Origin of the sequence: Providencia sp. PROV197 (assembly GCF_028479625.1) — a bacterium.
In the GTDB taxonomy this organism is placed as follows: domain Bacteria; phylum Pseudomonadota; class Gammaproteobacteria; order Enterobacterales; family Enterobacteriaceae; genus Providencia; species Providencia vermicola.
This window is the reverse complement of record NZ_JAMPNZ010000014.1, coordinates 153,203-179,729: the sequence shown is the minus strand read 5'-3', so window position 1 is coordinate 179,729 and position 26,527 is coordinate 153,203. Positions and strand designations below refer to the sequence as shown.

25 protein-coding genes, 1 tRNA gene and 1 other RNA gene are annotated in these 26,527 nt (G+C 38.4%); 7 read left to right on the top strand and 20 right to left on the bottom strand.

The window, feature by feature from the left end; genetic code table 11:
* Positions 1 to 89 precede the first annotated feature (89 nt).
* The 9 genes from PR808_RS07330 to dnaQ form a co-directional block, all read right to left on the bottom strand.
* Positions 90 to 770, bottom strand: a complete 681-nt coding sequence (locus PR808_RS07330; protein WP_206084647.1) for a TenA family transcriptional regulator — start codon at positions 768 to 770, stop codon at positions 90 to 92.
* A 225-nt stretch (positions 771 to 995) separates the two neighbouring features.
* A complete protein-coding gene (locus tag PR808_RS07325) occupies positions 996 to 1,682 on the bottom strand; it encodes a fimbrial protein (RefSeq protein ID WP_206084646.1) in 687 nt (228 codons plus the stop codon).
* A 31-nt stretch (positions 1,683 to 1,713) separates the two neighbouring features.
* A complete protein-coding gene (locus PR808_RS07320) occupies positions 1,714 to 3,330 on the bottom strand; it encodes a fimbrial protein (RefSeq protein ID WP_272539008.1) in 1,617 nt (538 codons plus the stop codon).
* 7 nt (positions 3,331 to 3,337) lie between these two features.
* Complete coding sequence (locus tag PR808_RS07315) at positions 3,338 to 5,836, bottom strand: TcfC E-set like domain-containing protein (RefSeq protein WP_272539007.1); 2,499 nt, start codon at positions 5,834 to 5,836, stop codon at positions 3,338 to 3,340.
* 19 nt (positions 5,837 to 5,855) lie between these two features.
* Complete coding sequence (locus PR808_RS07310; protein WP_206084638.1) at positions 5,856 to 6,539, bottom strand: hypothetical protein; 684 nt, start codon at positions 6,537 to 6,539, stop codon at positions 5,856 to 5,858.
* 91 nt (positions 6,540 to 6,630) lie between these two features.
* Positions 6,631 to 7,236 carry a common pilus major fimbrillin subunit EcpA gene (gene ecpA / locus PR808_RS07305; RefSeq protein WP_206084636.1) on the bottom strand — a complete coding sequence of 202 codons (606 nt, stop codon included), beginning with the start codon at positions 7,234 to 7,236 and terminating at the stop codon, positions 6,631 to 6,633.
* A 125-nt stretch (positions 7,237 to 7,361) separates the two neighbouring features.
* Positions 7,362 to 7,658 (bottom strand): helix-turn-helix domain-containing protein, encoded by a 297-nt coding sequence (locus tag PR808_RS07300; RefSeq protein ID WP_272539006.1) that lies wholly within the window; start codon positions 7,656 to 7,658, stop codon positions 7,362 to 7,364.
* A gap of 977 nt (positions 7,659 to 8,635) precedes the next feature.
* Positions 8,636 to 8,712 (bottom strand) — tRNA-Asp (locus PR808_RS07295).
* Between the two features lie 154 nt (positions 8,713 to 8,866).
* Positions 8,867 to 9,625 (bottom strand): DNA polymerase III subunit epsilon, encoded by a 759-nt coding sequence (dnaQ, locus tag PR808_RS07290; RefSeq protein ID WP_272539005.1) that lies wholly within the window; start codon positions 9,623 to 9,625, stop codon positions 8,867 to 8,869.
* A 54-nt stretch (positions 9,626 to 9,679) separates the two neighbouring features.
* Here dnaQ and rnhA point away from each other — a divergent pair, with 54 nt between their 5' ends.
* Positions 9,680 to 10,150, top strand: coding sequence for a ribonuclease HI (gene rnhA, locus PR808_RS07285; protein WP_206084630.1), 471 nt, complete (start codon positions 9,680 to 9,682; stop codon positions 10,148 to 10,150).
* On the opposite strand, the gene PR808_RS07280 is transcribed toward rnhA, so the two are convergent.
* Positions 10,147 to 10,878, bottom strand: a complete 732-nt coding sequence (locus tag PR808_RS07280) for a class I SAM-dependent methyltransferase (RefSeq protein ID WP_272539004.1) — start codon at positions 10,876 to 10,878, stop codon at positions 10,147 to 10,149. The two genes, rnhA and PR808_RS07280, sit on opposite strands and share 4 nt — an antisense overlap.
* A 34-nt stretch (positions 10,879 to 10,912) precedes the next feature.
* Between PR808_RS07280 and gloB the strand changes: the two genes are divergently transcribed.
* The 4 genes from gloB to PR808_RS07260 all read left to right on the top strand — a co-directional run bounded on the left by gloB (position 10,913) and on the right by PR808_RS07260 (position 14,269).
* Positions 10,913 to 11,668, top strand: coding sequence for a hydroxyacylglutathione hydrolase (gene gloB, locus PR808_RS07275; protein WP_206084624.1), 756 nt, complete (start codon positions 10,913 to 10,915; stop codon positions 11,666 to 11,668).
* Between the two features lie 81 nt (positions 11,669 to 11,749).
* The gene (mltD, locus tag PR808_RS07270) at positions 11,750 to 13,123 is read left to right on the top strand and encodes a murein transglycosylase D (protein ID WP_206084622.1); all 1,374 of its coding nucleotides are present in this window, start codon (positions 11,750 to 11,752) and stop codon (positions 13,121 to 13,123) included.
* Positions 13,124 to 13,623: 500 nt separating this feature from the next.
* Positions 13,624 to 13,992, top strand: a complete 369-nt coding sequence (tomB, locus tag PR808_RS07265) for an Hha toxicity modulator TomB (RefSeq protein ID WP_225820328.1) — start codon at positions 13,624 to 13,626, stop codon at positions 13,990 to 13,992.
* 73 nt (positions 13,993 to 14,065) lie between these two features.
* Positions 14,066 to 14,269: an HHA domain-containing protein gene (locus tag PR808_RS07260; RefSeq protein ID WP_004905417.1), complete on the top strand. Its 204-nt coding sequence runs from the start codon at positions 14,066 to 14,068 to the stop codon at positions 14,267 to 14,269.
* A gap of 356 nt (positions 14,270 to 14,625) precedes the next feature.
* On the opposite strand, the gene ffs is transcribed toward PR808_RS07260, so the two are convergent.
* Positions 14,626 to 14,722: signal recognition particle sRNA small type (gene ffs / locus PR808_RS07255), an RNA gene on the bottom strand.
* 152 nt (positions 14,723 to 14,874) lie between these two features.
* The gene (locus tag PR808_RS07250; protein ID WP_206084618.1) at positions 14,875 to 15,333 is read right to left on the bottom strand and encodes a YbaY family lipoprotein; all 459 of its coding nucleotides are present in this window, start codon (positions 15,331 to 15,333) and stop codon (positions 14,875 to 14,877) included.
* A 238-nt stretch (positions 15,334 to 15,571) separates the two neighbouring features.
* Between PR808_RS07250 and tesB the strand changes: the two genes are divergently transcribed.
* On the top strand, positions 15,572 to 16,438 hold the full coding sequence (gene tesB / locus PR808_RS07245) for an acyl-CoA thioesterase II (protein WP_206084617.1): 867 nt from the start codon (positions 15,572 to 15,574) through the stop codon (positions 16,436 to 16,438).
* A gap of 132 nt (positions 16,439 to 16,570) precedes the next feature.
* Here the strand turns inward: tesB and amtB are convergent, their stop codons facing one another.
* From amtB to PR808_RS07220, 5 genes are all read right to left on the bottom strand, one after another.
* Positions 16,571 to 17,851: an ammonium transporter AmtB gene (gene amtB, locus PR808_RS07240; protein ID WP_206084616.1), complete on the bottom strand. Its 1,281-nt coding sequence runs from the start codon at positions 17,849 to 17,851 to the stop codon at positions 16,571 to 16,573.
* A 10-nt stretch (positions 17,852 to 17,861) separates the two neighbouring features.
* A complete protein-coding gene (locus PR808_RS07235) occupies positions 17,862 to 18,200 on the bottom strand; it encodes a P-II family nitrogen regulator (RefSeq protein WP_206084614.1) in 339 nt (112 codons plus the stop codon).
* A 173-nt stretch (positions 18,201 to 18,373) separates the two neighbouring features.
* Positions 18,374 to 20,158 (bottom strand): SmdB family multidrug efflux ABC transporter permease/ATP-binding protein, encoded by a 1,785-nt coding sequence (locus PR808_RS07230; protein WP_272539003.1) that lies wholly within the window; start codon positions 20,156 to 20,158, stop codon positions 18,374 to 18,376.
* Complete coding sequence (locus PR808_RS07225) at positions 20,155 to 21,900, bottom strand: SmdA family multidrug ABC transporter permease/ATP-binding protein (RefSeq protein ID WP_272539002.1); 1,746 nt, start codon at positions 21,898 to 21,900, stop codon at positions 20,155 to 20,157. Before PR808_RS07225 ends, PR808_RS07230 begins: the two co-directional genes overlap by 4 nt.
* Before the next feature lie 74 nt (positions 21,901 to 21,974).
* Positions 21,975 to 22,436 carry an Lrp/AsnC family transcriptional regulator gene (locus tag PR808_RS07220; protein ID WP_206084610.1) on the bottom strand — a complete coding sequence of 154 codons (462 nt, stop codon included), beginning with the start codon at positions 22,434 to 22,436 and terminating at the stop codon, positions 21,975 to 21,977.
* Positions 22,437 to 22,713: 277 nt separating this feature from the next.
* Between PR808_RS07220 and queC the strand changes: the two genes are divergently transcribed.
* Complete coding sequence (gene queC, locus PR808_RS07215; RefSeq protein WP_272539001.1) at positions 22,714 to 23,409, top strand: 7-cyano-7-deazaguanine synthase QueC; 696 nt, start codon at positions 22,714 to 22,716, stop codon at positions 23,407 to 23,409.
* A gap of 55 nt (positions 23,410 to 23,464) precedes the next feature.
* Here the strand turns inward: queC and PR808_RS07210 are convergent, their stop codons facing one another.
* The 3 genes from PR808_RS07210 to ppiD form a co-directional block, all read right to left on the bottom strand.
* Positions 23,465 to 23,890 carry an acyl-CoA thioesterase gene (locus PR808_RS07210; RefSeq protein WP_206084608.1) on the bottom strand — a complete coding sequence of 142 codons (426 nt, stop codon included), beginning with the start codon at positions 23,888 to 23,890 and terminating at the stop codon, positions 23,465 to 23,467.
* Between the two features lie 181 nt (positions 23,891 to 24,071).
* Entirely contained in the window at positions 24,072 to 24,443 is a 372-nt protein-coding gene (locus PR808_RS07205) for a ComEA family DNA-binding protein (protein WP_272539000.1), read from the bottom strand.
* Between the two features lie 144 nt (positions 24,444 to 24,587).
* On the bottom strand, positions 24,588 to 26,459 hold the full coding sequence (ppiD, locus tag PR808_RS07200) for a peptidylprolyl isomerase (protein WP_206084606.1): 1,872 nt from the start codon (positions 26,457 to 26,459) through the stop codon (positions 24,588 to 24,590).
* Positions 26,460 to 26,527: the final 68 nt, after the last annotated feature.

The following is a 26,527-nucleotide window of genomic DNA, read 5'->3' as shown; positions in this document are numbered from 1 at the left end:
AAACACGCCTTCCAATAACAAAAATAGCAAATAAGGTGCGATAATTCGCACCTTATTTGAAAATAAAATTGCAGAAAATAGCTCTCGGATTACGATAAACTGTAATAGAAGCTTGTATAAGCGTTTGTCAGTAAATGACTCCCAAATTTAATCCCCTCTTTAATTAAATCTTGAGCCTCTGGTTCAAGCCAATTTTCATTGACCACTTTCAAAAAATCTTCAGCATGTTCAATATCAATTTCTTTATGTAATCCATAGTGAGTAATTTGGCTCTCCTCAAGCCAACCATGGTTCTTGATTGCTTCATAAATGAGAGTTGATGCATCAACAAATGTACGCTCAATACCTGCATATACCGCTGATGCAAAGCGGTAATCTGAGAACGAAGAAACACTACGGATTGTTTCGTTAAAAATACGCGCATTCAATGGCGGCTGGTGAATATTGATTTTGGCAGTATCACCACCAAGACGAGAGATTAATGTTAAGATCGTATTACCATGAACATTTTCTTTAATTCCTTGCCCATGTTCTTCCCAAAGATTTTCGACAATGGCAATACGCGGTATTGCATCAGGAACGTTTGCGATAATTTGTGCCATTGGGCGACTAAAGAAAAAAACCATTGTCGCGAACTCATTTTGCGTTTCTACAAATTGCTCTTGAGATAATTCACCTGCACATAATGCTTTAAAATAAGGGGTTTCAGGTAAATTTACGGTATTAATCGTAGATTCTAAATAATTTTTTAATTCACTATTTAATGCCATAATTATTTTCCTCCTGAATTATCAGATAAAGAAAAGCACACGATATTAAATTCAAATGAGAACCTAATAATTAGATAAAAATTAATTCTCACATAATTTTCATGCTGCGCATTAAAATGAAATATGTTAGCTATTATCAAGAAACAATGTGTAACCTGAATTGAAAAAAAAACCAGTAACAATAAGCATTACTGGCTAATCATATAATATGAAACTTTAAACAGGCTAATCGCAGTTGCCTATAGAATGGTATTTATCAAATATAACAATATACTTACGGCTTTTTTTCTTTAGAATATTATGGCGAAACTCTTGTTGTGGTAACAGATTGAGAACCAATGGCTGCTCATCATCTTTTACCTCACAGCTTTCGTGAACCAATACCCTGAAATAAGTATTCCCTGTATTTTTTAACACTCCCTCATTAGCATCCATAGCATATTGGAAATTAATATTTTTCGGTCTAACGACAAAGTAAGTTTCTAAACTCACTGTTGGATAAAATAACGATTGTTGTTTTTGTGCGAGATCGTTTTCGACATCAAGTGATGTTTCACTAATTACAATTTTATAATACCGTTCTTGATTATCTTCTTTACCTCGATAAAAAATTTTAAAATACTCTTGCTCGCCAGGTAATAAGATTTTCTTTAAGGGCGTAAAAATAATTTCGCCATCTTCTATTGGCTTTCCCTGCTCTTGAATATCTGGTTTATCTATTTGATAGGCACTAAATGTATATAAATTCACCTTTTTTGTATCATTGATGTAGGCCTTCGAAAAAAAACTTTTATTCGGCTCAAGTGCTGAAATATCTGAGCTCAAATACAGTGCATGCGCCTGACCAAAGAATGAAAATATCGCCCCAAATAATACAAAGCCGAAAATTTTTTTTGTGTTTATTCTTCTCATACTATTTTTCAATAACACCATCAATTCATGCTTATAGATGCACATCAGGCCCCGTCCAAATCGCTTTCACAACAACGGTTCCACTGGCCGATACCGTTCCTAACCAATCAATGCCATCCAAAGTAAACAACGAATTAGAGTCATTCATCGGAAAACGTAAATCTAGATAGGTTCGATAGAAGGAGCCTAAATCTTGGTTAGGGATATCCCACGGCGTTTCTGCCCATAAGGCGTCATTCATCGATATTTCTGTGCCATCACAACTTGAACGATAAGATTCCTCTGTACCTGAAGCATTTTTAAATGATAAATAAGCCGAGAATGGCACGCGGAATTTATCATCGTCTGAACTGAACAGACAAAAGTTTTGACCATTCACATTTACCGTTGGGCCTTCTACTCTTGCGGTAATAGAGTCAGCCTGCCGAGGCCCACTGGTCGTCACAATATAGTTAAACTCAATCGGCGGTTCTTCTGGGCCAATCTTTCCTGTCTTTGACGGGTTTGGAATATAATCCGCAGGCACAATACTGATACTATAATCGCGTGGTTTTATCACTAGCTGGTTTGATGGCGTAAATTCATAATACCCTGACTGCGGCGCCGCTGCGGGGTTAGTAAACGAAAAGGTAAAAAAGTCTTGGCTATTGGTAAAATCCACATTATTCGTTATTAACTGCTTAAAGAACGTATTGGAAAAAAAGATAGAAACATACTGATTCGAACTTTTAAAATACGTATTGGCAGCATATGTTGAATTATAATTACGCCAAATATTCGAGCCATCATCAGGCCCAATTTTTATTGATGCGCCCGCAACAGTAAATGGGATCAGCGTTGAGTTAACTTTTAAACTCAATATAACATTGGCAAAAACATCCCCTGATGTCTCGTGTTTTACAACTTGGCAAATCAAGCCATTGACATTAGCGACAACGCCAATTCGGCAAAATTGTTCGCCAGGGCCTAAGCTTGGGTTCCCATTGCTGTCAATGTAAACCTCTTGCATTGCCCCAGTAGAGCTGAGCTTAATATGGGCAGATTTAGTAATCGTAAATTCGTGGGATGCAATAATTCGCCCGCCAACACTTTGGCAACTTTCCCCTTTCGCTGGGTCATAATCCAAGTCGGTCATGCATGCACGATAACTGTAGGTTTCAACCGCCCCAACAGCCATCTGTCTAAAATATTGATAGGTTGATTCGCTAAAAATACCTCGCGCGTATGCCCCTTCTCCCAATGTATTGTCCTGCACAATTTTATATGCACCATTTCGACCAACGTATTGTGCAGGCCAATAACCTGTATCTCGATTGCAATAATTACGCATACAACGGTTGCCGATAAATGGGCCATCAATAGGGGAATTTTCAAACCAAATATCCACATTCTGATTTGCTCGAATCGAAGTATTGGTGTAGCCCATATACCCTAAACTTTCTTGGTTTTTTGCTGAATAACGAGAAAATTTATTTGCGCCAGTAAAGCGGGGGTCTAACGACCTCGGTGTGACAAAATATTCATCATCCACACCATTCTCAACAAAAACAATGGAATTACTCAGTGCAACGGCACCCGCCGTTGAACTGAATAAAGCACTGAATATCATGCTACTAAGAGACAGAAAAGAAATCGGTTTAATCATCATAAAATTCTCATTGCCTTAATGCGACTGTACGCTGCGGGTCGCAAGTCACATCGCCTAGCCACAACGCGCCTCGAGCACCTTCTAAATTTAAATCAGCTTCGCATATAGTTTGCTCATCCTCTTGTAAAAGAGAAATAACGGGATATCGCACATCAACATCCATTGAAAACTCACCATTGTGATCCGTTTTCGTACGACCAATATGATTACGAATAGACGCATATTTAATAAATTCACCATTAGGGGATTTCAAACGGCCAAATACCGTTACTAACTGCCTAACTTCTGGTTTATAGATAGCAATATTCCCAGGGTATAAAGTGACAGACTTATTTCGCCCAGACACAATGTCAAAACTGTCTTTAGACTTCTCATTATTCATTAATTGAATGTCATAGTCTGAATAAGGCGATAAAGGGATAAACGTATTTTTTCCACTAATTGGGTAACTTTGCCCATTAACTCGAGCGGTCATACTCCCTGCCCCATAAATATCCGAATTAATGATGACGCCCGACTTCCCTTGTTGCCCGCTGGGCATAATGGTGCCATCGCTATAGGCTAACGAACCACGAGATGTAAAGTTACCATTCAATCTTTGATTATCAGGTCGATTAACCGTTAGCATCCCTGAGTTATATTTCGTTTCGTAGGAGGCATAACCCATCGTTGAGAAATCAGACTCTCCATTATTTTTATCGCGCACTAATTTAGAAACAGATCCCCCGATATCGGTAATAACAGAATCTTCGAAACGTTTATTCGCGTAAATATTGGCTTTCATATTGCCATTACTTGAAGATAGACCTGTACTTAACCATGTTGATAACGGTAATGAAAAATCAAGACTGATAAATTTTTCATTCAGGCTTTTTTGGTCATCATAATGGTAACGCTGGACGCCTGTTCTTAATCCAATCGTGCCATAGCGGCCTGAAAATAGTGTATTTGAATATTCATAGTTAATTGAATCACTACCAATACGTTTATCTGTTGTACTGCTAATGGTAAATGACCCTGCTCGGTCAACAAGCTTATCAAGGTTCAACGTCGCACCATAAGATTCGCTATTTGAATCATAAATAGGCAGGTCACCTTTAATAACCGCTTTTTCTTTCGAAGCCCAAACAGAGCCATAGCCGTCTGGCACACTGGTTGATACTGTCGCAATATTCCTAAAGCTGCCATGATTCTCCACCATACCTTGCCAAGAAATTGAGACATATTGGTTCAATGAAAGGTTAATACTGCTTTCATTAATTAAATAATTGTCATAACCGTAGTTCGACATTTGAAAATTTATCCCAGACAACACTGGGAAATTTTTTGCAACAGACGCCCCGAACAAATAACTTTTTTCTAATGGTTGGCGTTCTGCTTGTTTCCCTCTGACATAACGTTTTTTATCAAAATCGATATATCCGCCATAAACTTCCCAGCTAAGCTTGTCAAAATCAGCACCACTTGAACTAAATGACTTATTAATTGTTTGACGCTGTGATGTCACAATTTTGCCATCAACAACAGTTTCAATCATTACGTCATAAATACCAAAGGGCAAAATACTGGTATCCACTTCATAACTTCCCATTGGAAAGTTCTGGATATTTAATAATTTTTCATCACGATAAATTCGCACTTCGCCTGGACTATTTAAAAAGACATAAATTGGTGTCAGGGAGTATTTTTTATTGACTACGACACTTGAAGCATTATTTCCAATAGATGCCGCATATATTTTACTGCGATTTAAGGTTGTTAAACTCGCAATAGACTGCAAGTTCCACGTACTCATTAACCCGATGGCAAAACGTAGGCCATTAAAGTCACGCTCATACATTGCCCGATAAAGCTCAATATCAGAGTTCGATTTACCAATACTGTATGCTGATGCATTCACGTTTATATGGTGCTCTGCAATCGCAAATAACGTGTCTAAGTTAAAATAGCTGCTTGATGAATTTTTTCCTTTTTTTACCTGACTTTCAAAAATACCGAGGTCATAGTTCGCAACCGTCGAAAAAGTGTCAACGGAAGAATCACCTAATGCAAACTGTCTGACTTTTTCATTAGCGGCAATCGCTTCTTTATTAACATCGAGAGATAAATTAAACGAAGCAATATTCAATTGCAGCACTGCATTTTTATCAACGACAATATTATTAAGCTCATTAAAGAAAACATCTTTTTTTTGTTCTAAACTTTCAATCAGCAAAGGTTGTATTTTGGGGCCTTTATTTGTGTCGATAAAATGAATATTGGCAAGTTTAATCTTCCCTTCAGCTATAATGATGATGGCATCTGCAATTTTATCTTCACTTTGATTTTTCCCATCATCTGATTTTAAACGTAGAAACACAGGCACCGACATTCCTTCCTCTAAAGCCAAAACAAAAGCAGGAGGAATAACATACCCACCAATTTTAATTCGCTTAATATCTTTAGCAGAAAGAGTACTTGAAAAAATAAAGCTCATTATTGATAACGCGATAACACTTTTACGCATAATTAAGACCTAACCCTAATTATTTGACAACAATAAACTCCCCTTTGTGCCAAATACCAATACTTGTTTTTTTATTATTTATATCAACCAACTGAAGGTTAACGGCTAAATTAGGTAAGAGATAATAACGTTCACGACAAATACCTTCTGCGCCATATTTTAACTTTTCGGTTAAGCAAGGGCCTGATGCAACAACCCGAAAAGAGCTATTCCCTAAATTAGCTATTTTATTTTTATCATAATTATATTTAAAACTTTCAATCCTTGGTGCTACGACTAAAATTGTACTTATTGTTGCGGATGTCGTTGCAGACGCTGACTTGGTACTTTTAGTCATTCCGCTTTCACTAATTGGGTCATCTGTCCAGTTTAACCGGTAGTAACGTTCCTGTTCGTCTTTCGGGCCTTGATAGATAATTTTAAAAATATCTCGTGATTTGCCTGGAAGTATAATGTTCGCTGGTGTTGACAGTATTTCGTTAGGATCGTTAATAGGGATAACCTTTCCACCCTCAAGTGGAGAGTCTATCTTTTCAATACTTAAGTTAACCAATCTTGCCGCATCAACAGTATTTTCAATTTCTTTTGCTAAGGTTTCTTCACCTGAAGAAATAATTTCCGTAATATTACCAACGTTAACGGCAAAACTATTTTTTAACGGTAACATGGATAATAAAATAACTGTAAATGTGATTTTATTCATTATAAAAACTCAAATAGAAAACGATAAAGATCAACATCCTTATATTCTCTTTATCGTAATATAAAATTTATTATTTAATTAACGATCTAACTTATGGAGTAGTGAAGCTACCTTCCCAGTTTGCTGTAAACTGAATTTTTACATCACCATCCCAAACGCCATCAGCTAAATCTTTAAATTCTGCGTCTACACCAGCTGCTTTCGCGTTAGCAATAACGAAAGTAAACTCACCGCGGTCTGTTGAACGGTCTGAAACATCCCAAGAGCCATTTGCAGCTAAGTTGTCTAAACCTGAAGTGATACCTTGTGCGACATCAATTAAAGTTGTATCAGTAGTCGAGTCTAAATCTGCACCATTCCATTTAACACCAACTTCTAATGTAGAATCATCAGTTGTTCTTGCTAAGGTATTTGCAATAATTTTTGATGTTAATTTAAAATCAGTTGCACCTGCTTGGCCTTGGATAGCAATATCAAATGCACCGTTTTGCTGGTTAAAGCTTTTTTGTCCTTCAGCGTAATTGAAAGTCAAACTTTTAAGTGGGGTAACAACTAACATACTTGTTGTGTCTTTAATTGCAGTTGCTTGCCATGTTGCTGTCGCTTGAGCAGTACGCGTATCTGCATTTGCAACAGTAGCAAAAGAAGCAGCAATAATCCCAGATAATAATACAGATGCCATTTTTTTATTAAACATATTGTTCTCTCTAATTAATATTCAAAATATAACAAATAGAAAATTACATAGTATAAAAAACACTTTCTTGTGTTTTTTATAAAATATAATCTGACCACTGTTCTTTAATTAACGTAATATAATTATTATTCTTTACTAGATACAAAATCCATTAAATACCGACCTAATGAATAGCTTTCCTTTTCTTCTATTTCGTTTTTTAAATTATTCTCATTCTCTTTTTCATTTTGAACAAAGAGAATAAGGTCAACCCAACTTTTATCGAGTAGAGATAATAGCTGATGTAATTGATCTAAGGTTAACGGTGTTTTACCTGTTTCATAACGAGAAATTTGTTGCTGACTTACACGCATTAACTTTGCTAATTGCTTACCAGTTAGATTTTTTTTCTCGTCTAGATTTTCGTAAGAAAAAACCAGCATAATAACTTAACTTATTTGATTCCATAAGCATTTCCAAAACTTTCCCAACGGTGAAATAATTCGTATAACTCTATAAAAGCTAATTATTAATATATTTATATTCTTGATTAAATAATTCAAAAATTAATTATTCGTAACTAATTTGTTCTTAATAATATAAATGGATACAAAATCGTGTAAAAATGTTTAAAACTATTAAAAAACAAAAAACCAATAGCCCGCGGCTATCAAAATATTTTTTCTGCAACATTTCCCTATCTAAAAACAACAAAAAACACGTAATCAGAGTATTAAATTAATAAGTAACTATGTGATTAATAGATTAATTTTAAATGTTGCTATTTTGTTTTTAATATGCGCGAATTAAGTTATAGATATAATTACTTATTTTTTTAAATATATATTAGAGACACCCAATTTAATAGGCATTTTCATTTTGTTACAAATTGGCATGGAATGTATTATTTGAATGGGGATTTAACACCAAATACGAGTATTAAGGTTTTTCACCTAAAAAAAATTCAATATCTAGTGTTAAGATCGAGTACGCCAAGTTTATCTTTGGGAAAGGAAAATGTACTCTTTACTTTTCAACTTTTCTAAGCATTATAAAAATGAGAATGATTGTTAGAATAACATTTCAAACTGAAATAGTTCATCAATGATATAAAAAAAAACATTTTTTAATCGTCACAATAACGCATAAAAAAGCACCTAATTACCGTCATTATATTAATAATGAAATAAAATGTGTTACTGTTCGAAATCAAAAATATGAGCCTTACTAGCAGTATGCGTTGCAAAATCGTCATATACAAAAACAATAAACGCATTCTATGCGTATAACACCAATTTGTTACGATATGAATTAATGAAACAAAATTTATGTGAAGGGCAAATTACGATAAAATGCAAAGTAGAATTCGCATAAAAAAGATAAAAAAAAGCCCCGAGCAAATGCTCAGGGCTTCAATGTTTGGCGGAACGGACGGGACTCGAACCCGCGACCCCCTGCGTGACAGGCAGGTATTCTAACCAACTGAACTACCGCTCCGAATGTTCCCTGTTGGGAACGCCATGCATATTACGAACACTTCATTAAGCAGTCAATACTTTTTCTTGAAAAATCGCGCAGTTGAACAGTTTTTAGCCCAAATAATAGGATAAATCACCGCACCTTTATTACGCTTAGCAAAAACCACTCAAAACTAATGCAAAATTTCTTCTTCATCAGACTGCCGCCAAAGGCAAGGTTTTCCACCTTTCTTATCAACAATATCAAGGCGAGCTTCATGAGCAATAAGTTCTTCATCAGAAGCATATAACACAGTTAAACCACTTGAAGGTCGTTCAATACGTTGAATTTCATATGCTTGCTCATTATTTGCTGATTCGGCATCCATCGAGAATGATAACGACGTTTGCCCCCCCGTCATCGCAAGATACACGTCCGATAAAATTTCAGCATCGAGTAAAGCGCCGTGCAACGTACGTTTAGAGTTATCAATTAAATAACGGTCACATAAGGCATCTAAGTTATTGCGCTTACCTGGAAATAACTTTCGTGCCAACACCAAACTATCCGTGATAGTACAAAAATCGGCTGTGGGTGGGATCCCTCTATTGAGTTTACGGAACTCATAATCCATAAAACCGATATCGAAGGGCGCATTGTGAATAACTAATTCTGCCCCTCGAATAAATTCAAGAAACTCATCAGCAATGTCAGCAAAGACGGGTTTATCTTGTAAAAATTCATCACTGATCCCATGAACCTCAAAAGCTTCAGGATCCACTAAACGATTCGGTTTGATATAAACATGGAAATTACGACCAGTTAAGCGTCGGTTAATGACTTCAACCGCGCCAATTTCAATAATGTTATGGCCTTCATAATGAACACCAAGCTTATTCATACCTGTTGTTTCAGTATCAAGGACAATTTGTCGGGTTATCGCCGTGCTCATAATGGTATTTTGTGTCAAACTAGAGGTGAATGAATATTATAGAGTGTACCAGAAATGACAAAGCAGGTAGAAATTTTCACGGATGGTTCCTGTTTGGGTAATCCAGGACCAGGTGGATACGGTGTTGTCCTTCGTTATCAACAACATGAAAAAACGCTCAGTGACGGCTATTTTATGACGACTAACAATCGCATGGAGCTGCTTGCTGCCATTGTTGCCCTTGAGTCCCTCAAAAGACCATGTGATATCATCCTAACCACAGATAGCCAATATGTTCGCCAAGGTATTACTCAATGGATCCATGGCTGGAAACGTAAGCAATGGCGAAAAGCCGATAAATCCCCAGTCGTTAATGTGGACTTATGGAAACGTCTTGATGAAGCAATCCAACCCCACACGATTGATTGGCGCTGGGTGAAAGGCCATGCAGGCCACCCTGAAAATGAAAAATGTGATGAGTTAGCACGCGAAGCTGCATCATCTCCAACAAAAGAAGACACTGGATATCAACCCGCAAAAGACTAAGCACTTGGCTTTTTCGTGCGTTTACTTAACTCTTTTGCTGCCCCTAATGCGGTGCCAATTTTCATTTTCGGTTGTTTGAATTTTAATGGTGTTGGCGTGAGCGGGTATGTTCGTTTTCTCGCCACGATGACACTAAGCACACCAATTCCACCACCGCTTTTATTGATCCACCGCTGCGGGCTCATCCATGGAATTACGTGGCAATTCCGATGATATAACACTTCATAATTTAATAGACTCAGCCAATCAAATACCCTAACCGATGGAAAGAAACGACTACAATAAGGCTGTCTTTTACGTAAAACAGGAACTAACTTTGCTAACCCTGCGAGGCTAAATGGATTAAACCCTGTAATAATCAGCCAACCATCATCGATTAATACGCGGTCAACCTCTCTCAATAGCCAATGTGGATCATGGCTATATGCTAAACAATGTGAGATTAAACAAGCATCAATCGACTTTGCTGTAAAAGGTAAGGCATCGGGCTGCGCAATAAGGTTAAAGCGAGGGTCGTTCTCCCCCACATTGAATTGATGGGAGATTAGACATTCTTCGGTATGGATTTCAGTGCTTAAATGCCCTAACTTAAGGAGATGAAAACCAAACATTTTCGGCCACCAAGGACGAAGCTGGTTTTCCAGGGCTTGCTGGTATTGTTCGCCAAAAGGAATATCAGACCAACTAACGGGCATTTGAATTTTTTTATCAATACGCGCAGGCTTCATGACATTCCCCTATTAAACAGTTTTCGAGGTCACTATGGAGTTAATTCGAGTCCCCGCTTTAAATGATAACTATATTTGGGTTTTAGCAGATAACCAAAAACAGTGTATCATCGTTGACCCTGCGGAGGCAGAGGCTGTGCTCGAAATAATCACCCAGAGGCACTTAACCCCTGTCGCCATCTTATTAACCCATCACCATAATGATCATACAGGTGGTGTGGAAGATATTTTAAACAAATTTACAACGTTACCTGTATTTGGTTCAAAAGAAACCGCAGATAAAGGCGCAACTGAATTAGTTGCAGATGGCGATAACGTCGTCGTCAATCACTTCAACTTCCAGGTTATCTCTTTATCTGGGCATACCACTGACCATATTGGTTTCTATCAAGCACCTTATTTATTCTGCGGTGATACTTTATTTTCCGCAGGCTGCGGCCGTATTTTTGAAGGTACGCCAGAACAAATGTATCAATCTATTCAGAAAATTGCTGCCCTGCCCGATGACACTCTCATTTGTTGCGCCCACGAATATACTTTATCAAATCTAAAGTTTGCGCATCATATTTGGCCTGAAAATGAAGCAATTACACAATATTTACAAAAGATAACGCAAATGCGTGACAAACATCAACCTACAGTACCTACCACATTGAAAACAGAGAAAAAGATAAATATTTTTCTTCAGTGTGATAATCAGCAATTACAGAAAAAATTGCAAATTAATATGCAAAATCCACCTTTGAGGGCCGTTTTTACCCTGTTACGTCAATTAAAAGACCAATATTGAAGTTTATTGATTGTCATATCGGGGTGGGGTAAGTATTATTGTTCGACTTTTAAACATTAAAATGAAGAACAATAGAAAAAAATGAAGATAATCGCGACGCTTATCGCCATTGTTCTGCTGGCTGGATGCCAAACTACCCCGAAAAAAGTTAAGCAGAATAAACCCACAGTAAATCATACAATTGAAACCATTGCTTCACATAACCAAGCGGCTAGTCGACAACAATCTAAAGTTGATTATGACTTATGGGGCTATATTAGTGATGAATTAAAAATGGACATCCCTGATAACCCACAAATTAGGGAAATGGCCAACAGTTATATGAATAAACAAAGTTTTGTCTACGATGTGGCATTAAGGGCTGAGCCTTATATGTACCTCATCGTAGACGAAATTAATGAACGTAACCTCCCGATGGAACTCGCTTTAATCCCAATTATTGAAAGTTCATTTAATCCCAAAGCGACCTCCCCAGCACAAGCCGCTGGCTTGTGGCAAATAGTGCCAATCACAGCCCGCTCTTATGGGTTAAAACAAACTCAATGGGTTGATGAGCGCAGAGATGTTCTTTCATCTACCAATGCTGCATTTGATTTACTCGAGAACCTAAATGTGATGTTCGGCCATGATTGGGCACTCACTTTAGCGGCTTATAACTGCGGTGAAGGTTGTGTACAAAACGCGATTAAAAAGAACGAAGCAGCTGGCCTTCCAACTGACTTTTGGTCACTATCATTACCGAAAGAAACTAAACAGTATGTCCCTAAAATTTTAGCACTAAGTAAAGTATTAAAAAATCCAGAGCAGTATCAAGTTAATTTACCGACAAGCAATAAAAATAGAGCACTAACACAAGTGGATGTCGGTCAACAAATTACCTTATCCCAAGCGGCTGAGCTGGCAGGGTTAACAGTTGAATCCGTCAAAACCTACAACTCTGGTTATACCCGAGGGATTACATCTCCCACAGGGCCACACTATATTATGTTGCCTACTGCAAAAGCAGAGCAATTTAAAACCTCACTAACAGACCAAGAGGTTTTAGAAACAATTCGCCTTGCCACTGTGCAAAATCAACAAATTAAAGCAATAACACAACCAACAGCGATTTCAACGGCTCGCCAAAATCGTGCCAAGGTCACCACGTATAAAGTCCGCAAAGGTGAATCTATCGCCAGTATTGCTCAAAAATTCAATACGACAGCGAAAAACATTCAGAAGCTAAATGGCCTTAAAACAGCTAGCGTGATTAAACCAGGCCAAATGCTCAAAGTTTCAGGTGCCGCACCAGTCGCTAATAGTCGTAAAAGCACAGTGTACAAAGTTCGCAAGGGTGATTCTTATTACAGTATTGCAAAACGCCACGGGATCAAGCTGAATGATTTAATGACTTGGAACTCTGGAGTCAAAATGGCAGACCTGAAACCTGGCGTTACATTAAATCTCTATCTCTAAGTTGCAACCTAATTTAAAAACCTTTACTTCATTTTGTGAAGGTTTTTAAATACCTCATCTAATAGGTTGAATAAAACTATTTAAATACTCTGAATGGAGTAATACTTTTTATAAGCTGTCTTATGTCAACTTTCATCTCTGATTGTATTTAAAATACACGGGTGATTTAAATACACTATAAAATTGTGTTTAGTCAGAAAATCCCGTATCCCCTCTAAAGTAGAAAAAAGTGGTTAATAGAGGGTGACTTATGTCATAATAGTGATATTATTGCTCTTACACTGAGGCGGTTTTCACTGCTAGTCTGTATTTGAATATTACTTATGTTAATAGTATAAACCTTCAAACATTCAATGTTTTTATAATAACCTTATATTTTTCAATATATTAACAACCCATGTTTTTACATTGAACATAAGTGCTTTTAATTAGTTATTATGGCTGTATTATTGATATAAAAAGATACATAGCAAACGTCAGATTCGCCTGCGGAGGTGATTATGGATGAATACTCACCCAAAAGACATGATATAGCAGAACTTAAATACTTATGTAATAGTCTGAATCGGGACGCTATTTTAAGTTTACAACAAACAAATACACATTGGATTAATGACTTAAGCTCTGACCAAAGCGCGGCGCTTAATGAACTCATAGAGCACATCGCAGCATTTGTTTGGCGATTTAAAATCAAATATCCAAAAGAAAATCTTGTTATTTCATTAATCGAAGAATATCTCGATGAGACTTACGATTTATTTGGTAGCCCTGTCATCACATTGAGTGAAATTATTGATTGGGAAACAATGAATCAAAACCTTGTCGCTGTGCTGGATGACGATCTAAAATGTCTAACCAGCAAAACTTAAAGGCTTTATTTATCTTTAGTCTAACTATCATATTGTATATTACCGAGTTATTTCTCATAAAAGAAAGGGCGTTATGACCAAATCTGATTATCTGATGCGTTTAAGAAAATGCACAACAATTGAAACACTTGAGCGAGTGATTGAAAAAAACAAGTATGAATTATCTGATGATGAATTGGAATTGTTCTACTCAGCAGCAGATCATCGCCTTGCTGAACTGACAATGAATAAACTCTACGATAAAATTCCAGCTTCTGTTTGGAAATTTGTTAGATAATATCTTAGAAACACGCACAGATAGTAAATGGTTATAGCCGGTAACAACATTTATCGGCTGAACTCATTATTATTCAAACACAATTATTGGCATTATTTTAATGCTAATACCCCTTTTACGCTGTTTATTTTCCTCTCAAACTTAAAAAGCAACTCATTTTAACAATTAATGCGATATTTTTAACTTTGTTCTATTTATATATTAGGCATTATTTAAAAACACAAAACCACCTTAACACTTATATAAAATTTAAATGTTAAATAAATTAAAGGTAACTTTATTAGTTATTAGCACTGGGTTGAATGTATTTAAATAATATTAAAGGATAAAGTAAGAAATGAAATTTTGGGTGGGAGCCCTGCCAGCGACATCCCGGCACACACGACCCCTGCTATGGCTGCTTCCTTCCGGACCTGACCAAGTTAACAAGTTAGCGTTGCGGGAGAACCAACAGAGCCCCCATTGAATGCTTCTTTCGAAGCAAATGCATTATGCTCGATCGCCGTTTAAATAGCAAGAATACTGCGGCTAAGTGCTGGTTTATTACACAAAAAAGACAACCTATTAACTGTAAAATCGAAAAATTAGGTGCGATAAAAATAACGTTAATTGGCAGGCACCATTAATAATTCAATATTTTTGGTAACACCATTATTAATCACTTCAACCACAGAATCCGTGATATAAAGTAGCTTTCCATCAGCATTAACCGTTGCATTCACAGTCAGTTTACCTTCAGGCCTTACCTCATTTTTATGATAAGTTAACTCAAAAGGTATGGTCGGGCGATTATTGAATGAATCATAGTATTTTTGAGACAAAATAAGCGCAGGCAAATCCGTGATTGAAGTATCTGCAAGCGTAACAGTCATAACCGCACCTGCAGGTATAACAGAGCTCTGCACAATCACAACACGCCCTTCGATTTTTCCTGAATCAACAGTTTGGTTGTTATGGCTAGTTTTACTATTCAGTGTTTTTTCACCTGGCTTCGTGTTATTCCCTTCACAGCCGATTAAAGAAAAAACAAATATAAAGCTAACTAAGTAGCGTAAGAACATCATAATTATGACCTATAAGGCAATGTTTAATAACATATTTAAAAAACTTGAAATTGGAGAATCTTTTTTTGATGTGGGAATTGAAAAAAGTATAACCAATTTGAATAAAATAACAAAATAATATTTCAAATTGTAACTGCAAGTAAGCGTTAGTTTACCCTTACACAATCTATCTACCTATTTTGGTAAAATAATGGGAAAATACCGACATCTCATTATTTTTAACGGTATTAAGGTAATTATGAGCCCAGAATTACAGAACTTAATTAGCCTCATTGAACTAGAAAAAATTGAAGAAGGTATTTTCAGAGGGCAAAGCGAAGACCTTGGTTTACCACAAGTTTTTGGTGGTCAAGTTGTTGGGCAAGCCATGTATGCCGCTGAACAAACGCTTCCTGAAGATCGCTTTATTAACTCTTTTCACAGTTATTTCTTACGTCCTGGCGATAGCTCTCGCCCTATTGTGTACGACGTGGAAATTTTACGTGATGGTGGAAGTTTTAGTGCACGCCGTGTCAGTGCCATTCAAAATGGCCAACCAATATTCTTTATGACGGCTTCATTTCAAACCCAAGAAGATGGATATTCACATCAAAACTTGATGCCTGACGTTCCACCTCCTTCTCAATTAATTTCTCAAGATGATATTGTGCAAGCATTGGCCGATAAATTGCCTGAAGCCGTCAAAAAATATGCCTTAAGGCCTAACCCTTTCGAATTTAGGCCAGTTGAATTCTACAGCCCATTTGATGCGCCACCTCAAGAGCCATTCCGCTATATTTGGTTTAAAGCTAAAGGGCAATTACCCAATATACCTTCACTACATCATTATTTATTAGGCTACGCTTCTGACTATAATTTTTTACCTGCCGCTTTACAGCCCCACGGTCGTGGTTTTATGGAAAGAGATTTACAAGTCGCGACCATTGATCACTCAATGTGGTTCCATCGCCCTTTTAAAATCGATGATTGGTTACTTTATGCAGTCGAAAGCCCATCAGCGTCTGGCGGAAGAGGCTTTGTGAAAGGGCAAATTTACAATCCTCAAGGTGATCTTGTTGCAACAGCTGTGCAAGAAGGTGTTATACGTCAAAGGCAACCTCGCTAGACAACATCGATTGAAAAGTAAGTGATTACTTACTCAGCAAAAAGGTAATGGCAGTGTTGTGTATACTGCCATTATCAATTTGAATAGAACACAGTTTTATCCTGAATTCATAAATAAAAGTACGTGGCAGCCTTAGTTATAAGCACTTTCACCGTGGGAAGTAATATCCAAACCTTCTCTTTCCTTTTCGACACCAATTCTTAACCCTGATGTCTTCGCTGCAACCATAAAAGCAATAAATGCAACAACAGCGGTCCATACAACACACACTAAGATGCTAAACGCTTGGATACCGACCTGTTTTAGCATCGTGATGCCTTCCGCAAAGCCACTTCCTCCTAATGAACTTGAGGTAAATACCCCTGTCAGCAAGCAACCTAAAATACCGCAGACACCATGAACGCCAAAAACGTCACAAACATCATCGACTCTCAGCTTACGTTTTAATATTACCACGCCCCATAAACCCGCAATCCCTGAAAGCAGCCCAATGATTAATGCGCCGCCAACGCCAACAGTTCCAGCCGCAGGAGTGACCCCAACAAGTCCAGCTAAGCAACCCGAGCAAGCACCAAGTAAAGACGGTTTATCCCTAAAAATCCATTCCGCCAATGTCCACGATAAAATCGCACCAGAAGCCGCTGCAACGGTGTTAACAAAGGCTAAAGCAGCTATACCATCAGCACTTCCCGCAGAGCCTGCATTGAATCCAAACCAACCAATAAATAAAATGGATGTCCCCATAAATACCATCGGCAAGTTGTGTGGTTTAATCGCCTCTTTACCAAGCCCTGTACGATGGCCAAGTAAGTAAGCACCAACTAAGCCTGCGACTGCCGCATTAATATGTACGACAGTTCCCCCCGCAAAATCCAATGCCCCATCTTGTGAAAGAATTCCGCCCCCCCAAACCATATGTGCCATAGGTAAATAAGCAAAAGTGGTCCAAATAACAGTAAAAATTAAAACGGCTGAAAATTTAATCCTCTCGCCTAAAGCTCCGATCACTAGCGCCACGGTTAAACATGCAAATGCCCCTTGGAATGCAACATGAACAAACTGCGGAATTGTTGCGGATAAGCTTTCCACTGTAATTCCCTTTAACATCACAAGGCTAAATCCACCAAAAAATGCATTCCCCTCACTAAATGCTAAGCTGTACCCATAAACAATCCAAATAACAGAAACCAACGCTAGAATTACTGTCGTCTGTGCCATAAGTGAAAGTACGTTTTTGCTTCTTAATAACCCGCCATAAAACAAAGCAATACCTGGTACAATCATGAAAATCACCAAGGCCGTGGATATCATCATAAAGGCATTATCTGCTTTATCTAATCCCTCTTGGGAAGCCAAAACGGTCATTGGAAAACTACTTGCTGCTATTAATATATATTGAAACCATTTACGCATCGCCGTTCTCCTAAAGTGCTTCATCTTGTTTTTCACCCGTACGAATTCGTACTGCTTGCTCAAGTGGCAAAATGAATATTTTTCCATCGCCAACTTGACCGGTGTGTGCCTTTCTCTCGACTGTTTCAATGACTAACTCGACTAACTCATCTGGAACGGCAATCTCCATTCTCACTTTAGGTAAAAAATCGACGGTATATTCTGCCCCTCGGTATAATTCAGCATGCCCTTTTTGTCGTCCAAAACCACGCACTTCTGTCATTGTCATCCCTTGAATGCCAATTTCGGACAACGCCTCGCGAACCTCATCTAATTTAAATGGCTTAATGATTACGATGATATATTTCATTCTCACTCCTATAAGTCATCTCAATAGCACGCTCATCCTCTATGAGCGCTACTGACTTATGAGCAAATCTCATGCCAAAAACTATTTATTGTTTAAATTCAATTAGAAACAACAAAATAAAAAACCACTCGAATGAGTGGTTTTCTAGGATGCATTATAATAGTGCAGAATAATTAGCTAGTTACAACCTCAATCCCAGCATCACAGCGGGCATATAAGGATTCACCGACCTGTTGCAACTGGTACATTTGATAATAACGCCCTTTTTGTTGTAAAAGATGCGAGTGAGTCCCTTTCTCAACAATTGCACCACGATGCAGCACAATCACTTCATCAGCATCAACAATGGTTGATAAGCGATGCGCAATTACCACCAGCGTTGTATTTTCACGAATAACACGTAACGCCTTTTGAATCGCTTGTTCTGTGCCTGAATCAATATTTGCAGTTGCTTCATCCAAAATAAGAATTTTAGGCGTAACTACTAGCACCCGAGCCATCGCTAATAGCTGCCGCTGCCCAACAGACAGTGTATTTCCTTGCTCGCCAAGTACAGTATCTAAACCCTCCGGAAGCTGTCGAACTAAGCCTGCAAGTTGCACAGTTTCAAGCACTTCCCATACTTTACCTTGGCTAACATCACGCCCTAATGCCACATTATCAAAAAATGAAGACGCTAATACGACAGGATCTTGCTGAACCATCGCAATACCGTTACGCAAAGTTTGGTGAGACAACGTGTGTAAATCACGACCATCCAGCAATATTTCACCTTTTTGCCATGGGTAATACCCCATAATCAGGTTAGCAATTGTGCTTTTACCGCTTCCAGTGTGGCCAACCAACGCAATAAAGTGGTTATTCGGCACATGCAGATTAATATCATTCAAAACTAATTTATCATCGCGATAGGCAAAAGAAAGGTGATTAATGGTAATTGAGCCACCTTGTAACGGAGCAATGCTTTCGCCATAGCCTTGCTGTGGGCTATCCATTAACTCAAAAACACGCTCACCAGAAACCACGGCTTGCTGCAACATCGATTGCTGTGATGTTAATTCAATTAGCGGTTCATTTAATCGGCCTAAATAATTAATAAAAGCATATAAAACGCCTACCCCAATCGTTGTTGTCCCTTCAATGCCAAATAAGAATAGTAAACCACACAGGATAGAAGCAGAAAATAAGCTAAGTAATGGACGTAGCAACAAACCATCCAGCTTTAATGCTTTCATTCTCGCTTTATAATGCTCTTGACTCACATCCTGCATTTTTGCGCCAAACCGAGCTTGCTGCAAAAATTGTTGGATCACCGTCATACCATTAATAACTTCATTAAAACCGTTATTTATATCCGCAAGATATGAACGAACTCGACGAATAATCGGTGTGCTTAGACGTTGATAAGCTATCATCACAACAAATACAGCAGGAAAAATCATTACTGCAACTGATGCCATTCGCCATTCAAGGGAAAACATCGCGACTAACATGGCGCAAATCAGCGCTAAGCTACGAAACACCGTCGGAACAACCATAACAAAAAGGTCTTTGATCACTTCAGTATCATTAGTAACGCGAGAAATTAGCTGACCAACGGGCTGTTTATCAAATGCACTTAACGGTTGCCGAAGCGCCGCATTCATCACATCAGTACGCAAGTTTTGCACCACGCCGACAGCGGCTTTATTAAATAAAATGATTTGGTAATAATGCAGTAGCGCAGCAATTACCTGTAGCAATATAAAACCAATAACCATATACAAGGTCAGTGGCATGATAATTTCTTTTTTAGCCACCATATTATCAATAAAGTAGCTAACGAGCAGAGGCCCACTGACCTCCGCAATTGCAGCTAGCCATAACATACCAATAGCAATACCCATCGTGCCACGGTAAATTTTCCCGTAGGAGAGAAGCCGTTTTAATGCTGGCCAAAGTGGTTTTTTCTGGCTCATAGTTCACCATCCAAAGCCGCTTCAATTTGTTGATAATGATACATATCTTTATACCAGCCTGGCTGACTTATTAGAGATTCATGCTCACCTTGAGCGGTTATTGTCCCTTGAGATAGCACTAAAATAGTATCGGCCTCCACTAAGGCAGATAACCGATGAGCACTAATAATTAACGTTCGTCCTTGTCGCCAGTGGCTTAAGTTCTGCAATATAGTAAATTCTGTTTGCCCATCCACTGCGGAAAGAGAATCATCCAACACCAATATTTCTGCGTTTTGTAAAATTGCCCGTGCAATAGAAATACGTTGTTTTTGCCCCCCTGAAAGCATAACGCCCCGCTCACCCACTTGCGTCTCATAACCTTCTGGCAAACGCAAAATATCATCATGCACACAGGCAATTCGTGCCGCTTCTTCGATTTCAGCTTGCGTGGCATCTGGTCTGCCAAGAGCAATGTTTCCTGCCACAGTATCTGAAAACAAGAAAGGGGATTGGTTCACAATCGATAACCTTGCACGCCATTCATCTAGTTTAATTTCAGATAACGGCAACCCTTGATAGCAAATGTCCCCATCAGTCACATCAAATTGTCGCTGTAATAACGTTAATAATGTGGATTTTCCTGATCCAGTCGGCCCACAAATACCTAAAAACTGCCCTGGTTTTAAGTTGAATTGGACATTGTATAGCGAGGTTCGAGCTGTTTCTGGGTAGCTAAAAGCGCTAATGTTCACACTCAATTCACCTTTTTCAGGTTGCAATGAATACGAGCCATCGTTAATCACCAGTGGCTCATTTAATAAGCTTAAAATTCGGCTATAAGCGGCACTACCGCGTTCAACAATATTAAACATCCAAGCCAGGGCTAACATTGGCCAAATCATTAGCCCTAAATACATAATAAAGCTAGTGAGTTCACCTAACGTGAGCGAACCATCTAATACCATCCAGCTCCCACCCGCGATAGCGAGTAAATTCGCCATGCCGATTGCCATAAATATCGTTGGGTCAAAACGCGCATCAATTTTTGCGACATGCATATTACGGCGGCCTGCTTCGGTCGCCACTTGCTCAAACTGGTTAGATTGATGGTCTTCAAGACCAAAAGCCTTGATCATGCGAATGCTTGTTAAACTTTCTTGTGCATGGTTGTTTAATGATGAAAATGCGCCTTGGGCATGCTTAAACCGATGGTGAAGCTGATCCCCATAGCGCTTGATGACGATAGCCATAATTGGCATCGGAATCAACGCCAGTAAGGTTAGCTGCCAGCTGATCTCAACACTCATCATAATTAAAACAGCGCATCCCATAACCAACGAGTCAACTAGCGTTAACACCCCTTCCCCTGCTGCAAATACGACACGATCTACGTCATTTGTCGTACGAGCGATAAGATCCCCTGTACGATATTTCAGGTAAAATGCTTGGTTTTGCAGACTTAATTGGCGATAGAATTTCTGGCGTAGTTGAACAGCCAGTTTATAAGAGGCACCAAATAGCCAAAGCCGCCAAACATATCGCAAGCCATAAACAATTAATGCAATGAATAACATTAGCAGGACGTAGTTGACTAGTTGACTTCTCGGCATGGTTTCTTTGCTAATCCCATCAACAACCACGCCAACAATGCGAGGAGGAATGAGCTGTAAGATAGCAATGACAATCAAAAAGCAAACAGCGCCGAGATAGCGCCGCCATTCACTTAAAAAATACCATTTTAGTTGTGAAAATAATCGCACGTATTGCTGCCTTGAATGATTTTAATTAATTTATACGCCTTAAGCTGCCTTATATTGTCTTTTCTGCCGACAATCTAATCAGGGATAGGTAAAACTGTTGTATATTTGATTTTTTCCATCGCAAAGCTTGAAGTGACATCAATTAAACCCTGAACACCATTCACCAGCTTTTTATAAAAAAGGTCATAAGATTTCATATCATGCACTTCAACTTGCATCAGGTAATCATATTCCCCCGCCATACGGTAAAACATCAGTACCTCTGGCATCTGACTAACAAATGACACAAATTGCTCATACCACTCACTATTATGGTGCTGAGTTTTTATCGTTACGATAACCGTCAAGCCTAACCCCAGCTTTTCGCCGTCAAGTAGCGTAACTCGTCCACGAATATAGCCTTCATCTTCGAGACGTTTTAGGCGCTTCCAACACGGTGTAGAGGTTAAATTAACCGCTTCAGCGAGTGTATTGAGGGATAAGCTACTGTCATTTTGCAATAAACAAAGCAGTTTTTTGTCTATTTTATCTAACATGATTGCTCTCTTGGCTTAGATGTAAATGCTTTTTGTTATGTTTTTAATATTGGAAACCTTATTATGCAAAACATCATCATTCAAAAAAAATAATAGTGTCACCAATTCGCTTTATTATAGAATAATTTTATACAAATTAAAGAATAATAGGATAAATAGCACATCAAATAGACTAAACCTATAAAAATAAAACTGTTAATTATGTTATCACCTCGCTAACATGGAAAACTAAAACCTCATTTTCTTGAATTACATGAATTATCACCAAGGAGTGACTATGAAACGCGCGGTTGTCGTCTTTAGTGGTGGGCAAGACTCAACAACTTGTCTGATCCAAGCCTTAGAAAATTATGATGAGGTGCATTGTGTCACTTTCGATTATGGACAACGACATCGTCAAGAAATTGAAGTTGCGCTGAAATTAAGTGCATCATTAGGCGCAACAGCCCATAAAGTTTTAGATGTCACATTACTCAATGAATTAGCCGTGAGTAGTTTGACGCGAAACAACATCCCTGTCCCTGATTTTGAAAAAAGCGAGGCGAGTGGATTACCGAGTACCTTCGTACCTGGGCGCAATATCTTATTTCTGACCCTAGCAGCAATCTACGCTTATCAGGTCCAAGCAGAAGCAGTGATCACTGGCGTATGCGAAACCGATTTTTCAGGTTACCCCGATTGCCGTGATGAATTTGTTAAAGCGCTTAATCACGCCGTCACTCTTGGTTTAGCAAAGGATATTCGCTTCGAAACGCCCCTTATGTGGCTAAACAAAGCCCAAACTTGGGCGTTAGCTGATAGTTACGGTCACCTTAACACCATCAAAGAACAAACGCTAACTTGCTATAATGGTATTCAAGGCGATGGCTGCGGTGAATGTGCAGCCTGCCATTTAAGAAGCAATGGCTTAAACGAATACTTAAACCAAAAAGAAGCTGTAATGCAGTCATTAAAACAACTACAAGCTAAATAATGCAGTAAGCAAGTTTACCTACCTGATAATCAAGATCAGGTAGGCTTTCATTTAATTAACTAATAAAATCATCAATAACCGCATTAAATGACTCCAGCTTCTCACGCAGCTCTTCATCAATCATAATCGCTTTATTAGTGAGGTTATCAATAAATACAAAAGTGACATAAGCATCAGAGACGACTTCTGATTGCCCTGCTTTATTACGAATAATTTGTTGATAGCACACCGCGCTTTTAGAACCGATTTTATCCATCCGTGTCACAACAGTGAGTTCATCCCCCAGCAATACCCCCTGAATATAGTTCACATTGATATTCACGGCAGCCATGGTTAAATTGCTTTGTATTGCCCAACTGATAAAGTTGCGCTTATTCATCCACTCCCAGCGGTCTGCCTCGTAGAACTCTAAATAGCGTGCATTGTTTACGTGCTGGAATACATCAATATGATAACCATGAACTTTAATCTTTGTTGTCATAACTACTCCGACCAGTTTATATTCCGATAACATAAAAATAACAAATGTACGGAAAATATGCTGAATAAATATCACGAATAAGACTTAGCTCTCAAATTATTTACCATAAAACAGTAAATCAGATTAATAAATAGCCATATCATAAGTAGCTCCCCAATCATTCGAATGAGGAGCCATGACATCAAAGCATGAGTTTATTCTTATTTTTTTCTAAAAACGCAGGGCCAATTCCTTGGACTTCCAAAATATTTTCTATGGTATTAAACGCACCGTATTTTTCCCGGTACTCGACAATAGCTTTTGCTTTTTGTTTGCCAATACCATTCAATTTTTGAGCCAGCTCTTCTGCCGTTGCGTTATTAATACTCACTTTATTTGATTGGTTGATATCAATACCTTTTACGCTTTCTGTAGATTCAGTTGGCTGAGAGTGTGTTATTGCGTTTTTCTCTGCTGTGTTTTTTTTCGCCCATGTTAAAGATGAAAAGCCCCCCAATAATGCTAAGCATAATGCTGTCGCTAAACTACGTTTAACAATTGTTTTCCATGACATGATGTTTCTCCTATGTATGTAGAGACATCACAGTGCCAGAAAAAAATCATCTCGGCATTTTGCGAAAAATAAAAATGCGAAAGGCCACCCAAAGGTGGCCTTTTAATAATATGCTTACAACTTAAATTGCGAAGCTACTCGCAATTATTCAAGATTCAGAACTTCAATTTTCGCATTTTCACGTAAATTAAGCATCAACGCTTCATTCACAGCAGAGCTCATCACACCTTGGTATTCACGGGATAACTGTTTCAGCTCGTCTTCCGTTGGCTGGCCTAAAGTCACTTTATCCAACTGAATAACAACATAGTTGTCAGATTCATCACGTGCAATAGAGTAGGCAGGCTTACCATCAACAGGTTGAGCCATGTCCATTGCTGTGTTAATCGTCGCGGTTTGTGGCATTAAACGCGAAACAGTTTGCACGCCAGTAAATTTAACGCCCGCTGTACTTAACGCTTCTTCGCCTTTACCAGCTTTCAAGTCAGCAAGTAGCTTGTCTGCGGTTGCTTTTAGTTCTGCATCGGCTTTCTGGCGCTTAACTAATGTTTCAATCGCAGGTTTAACTGTTTCAAACGGCTCTGTGCTTTCTGGTTTGTACTCAGTCACACGAACAACAAATGCACGGTCACCTTCAACGTTAATTACGTCAGAGTTAATCCCTTTAGAGCCATTTTTATCAACTAGACGGTCGCTAAAGACTTCATTGATAACTTTAGGGAAATTTAACGCCGCAGGTGGATTGTTACGATCAAACCAATCTGTTGTCACCATTTTCAAGCCAGAAACAGATTCAACTGAAACTAATGATTCCATATCGCTTGTGGCAGCCTCACTGACTTTCTGTTGTAAGTCATAGAACTGCTTGATGTTTTTATCTTGCAGCAAGCTAACTTTGATGGTTTCAGAAACTTGTTCAAACGGTTTTGTTGACTCAGGCTTAATATCATCTAAACGGAAAACAACGTAGTTATCCTGCGCTTTAACTGGTGCCGAAAGTTGGCCTTTTTCTGTTAAGTTTGCAGTGATAATTTCGCTCGGCGTTGAAGCGGCCTCCATCCAACCAATCAGGCCTTTGTTACCCGCACTGAATTTATCCGTTGATTTTTCAGCCGCTAGCGTTGCAAAATCTGCACCTGCTTTGATTTCATTGATGATGTCGTTCGCTTCTTTTTCTGAAGCTACTTGGATCATGCTGTATTGTTTTTGCTCTGCCTGAGTGTAATTTTTCAGGTTTTGCTCATAATACGTTTTCACTTCTTCATCAGAAACAGTGGCTTCTGGCATAGATGCTGCGTCCATTTCAACATAGCTGACTTTCACTTTTTCCGGTGAAATAAAACTATTTTGATTCGCATCGTAGTATGCTTTCAGCTCTTCTTCAGATATCGTTTGTTTCGCTTGCACATCAGCTAAGGACAAAGTTGCAGTGCGAATTTCACGCTCTTGCATAAATAATTCAGCATATGCTTTAACTTCTGATGGTAAAGCGAAGTCCGTCCCAGTAAAAGATTTCCCTAGCTGAGCACGTGTTAAATCTTGGCGAATTTGTGCCGCAAAACTATCCGCATTGATGTTATAACGACTTAAGATTTCGCGATATTTGTCGCTATCAAACCGACCATCAGTTTGGAAGATTGGCATAGAGAAAATGGATTGCTCAATCTGTTGATCGCTTGCTGAGAGATTCAGTTCATTAGCATATTGATTAATCAATTCATTGTTAATCAAATTATCAAGCGCTTGGCGACGCAGCAAATTCATGCTTTCTTCATTACTCGCCACTTCAGAGAATTTATCTCCCAAGTATTCTTGTAATGATTGGCGTTCCTGCTGAAAAGCCTGCTGTAACTGTTCCTTGCTAATTGGCTGCCCATTAACTTCTGCTGCTTTGTTGGCACTATTGCCACCTAAGCCGCCCATCATAACGCCTGTCAGCACGAATGACAGCATAATGAGCCCTAGCAAAATTTTAATAAAAGGACTGTTGGCCTTCGTGCGTAGATTTTCCATCATAAAAAGGCTTAACTCCGCTTTGTTGAATTCAATTTCTTAATAATACGCTAATCTTAACTCAGAAAGAA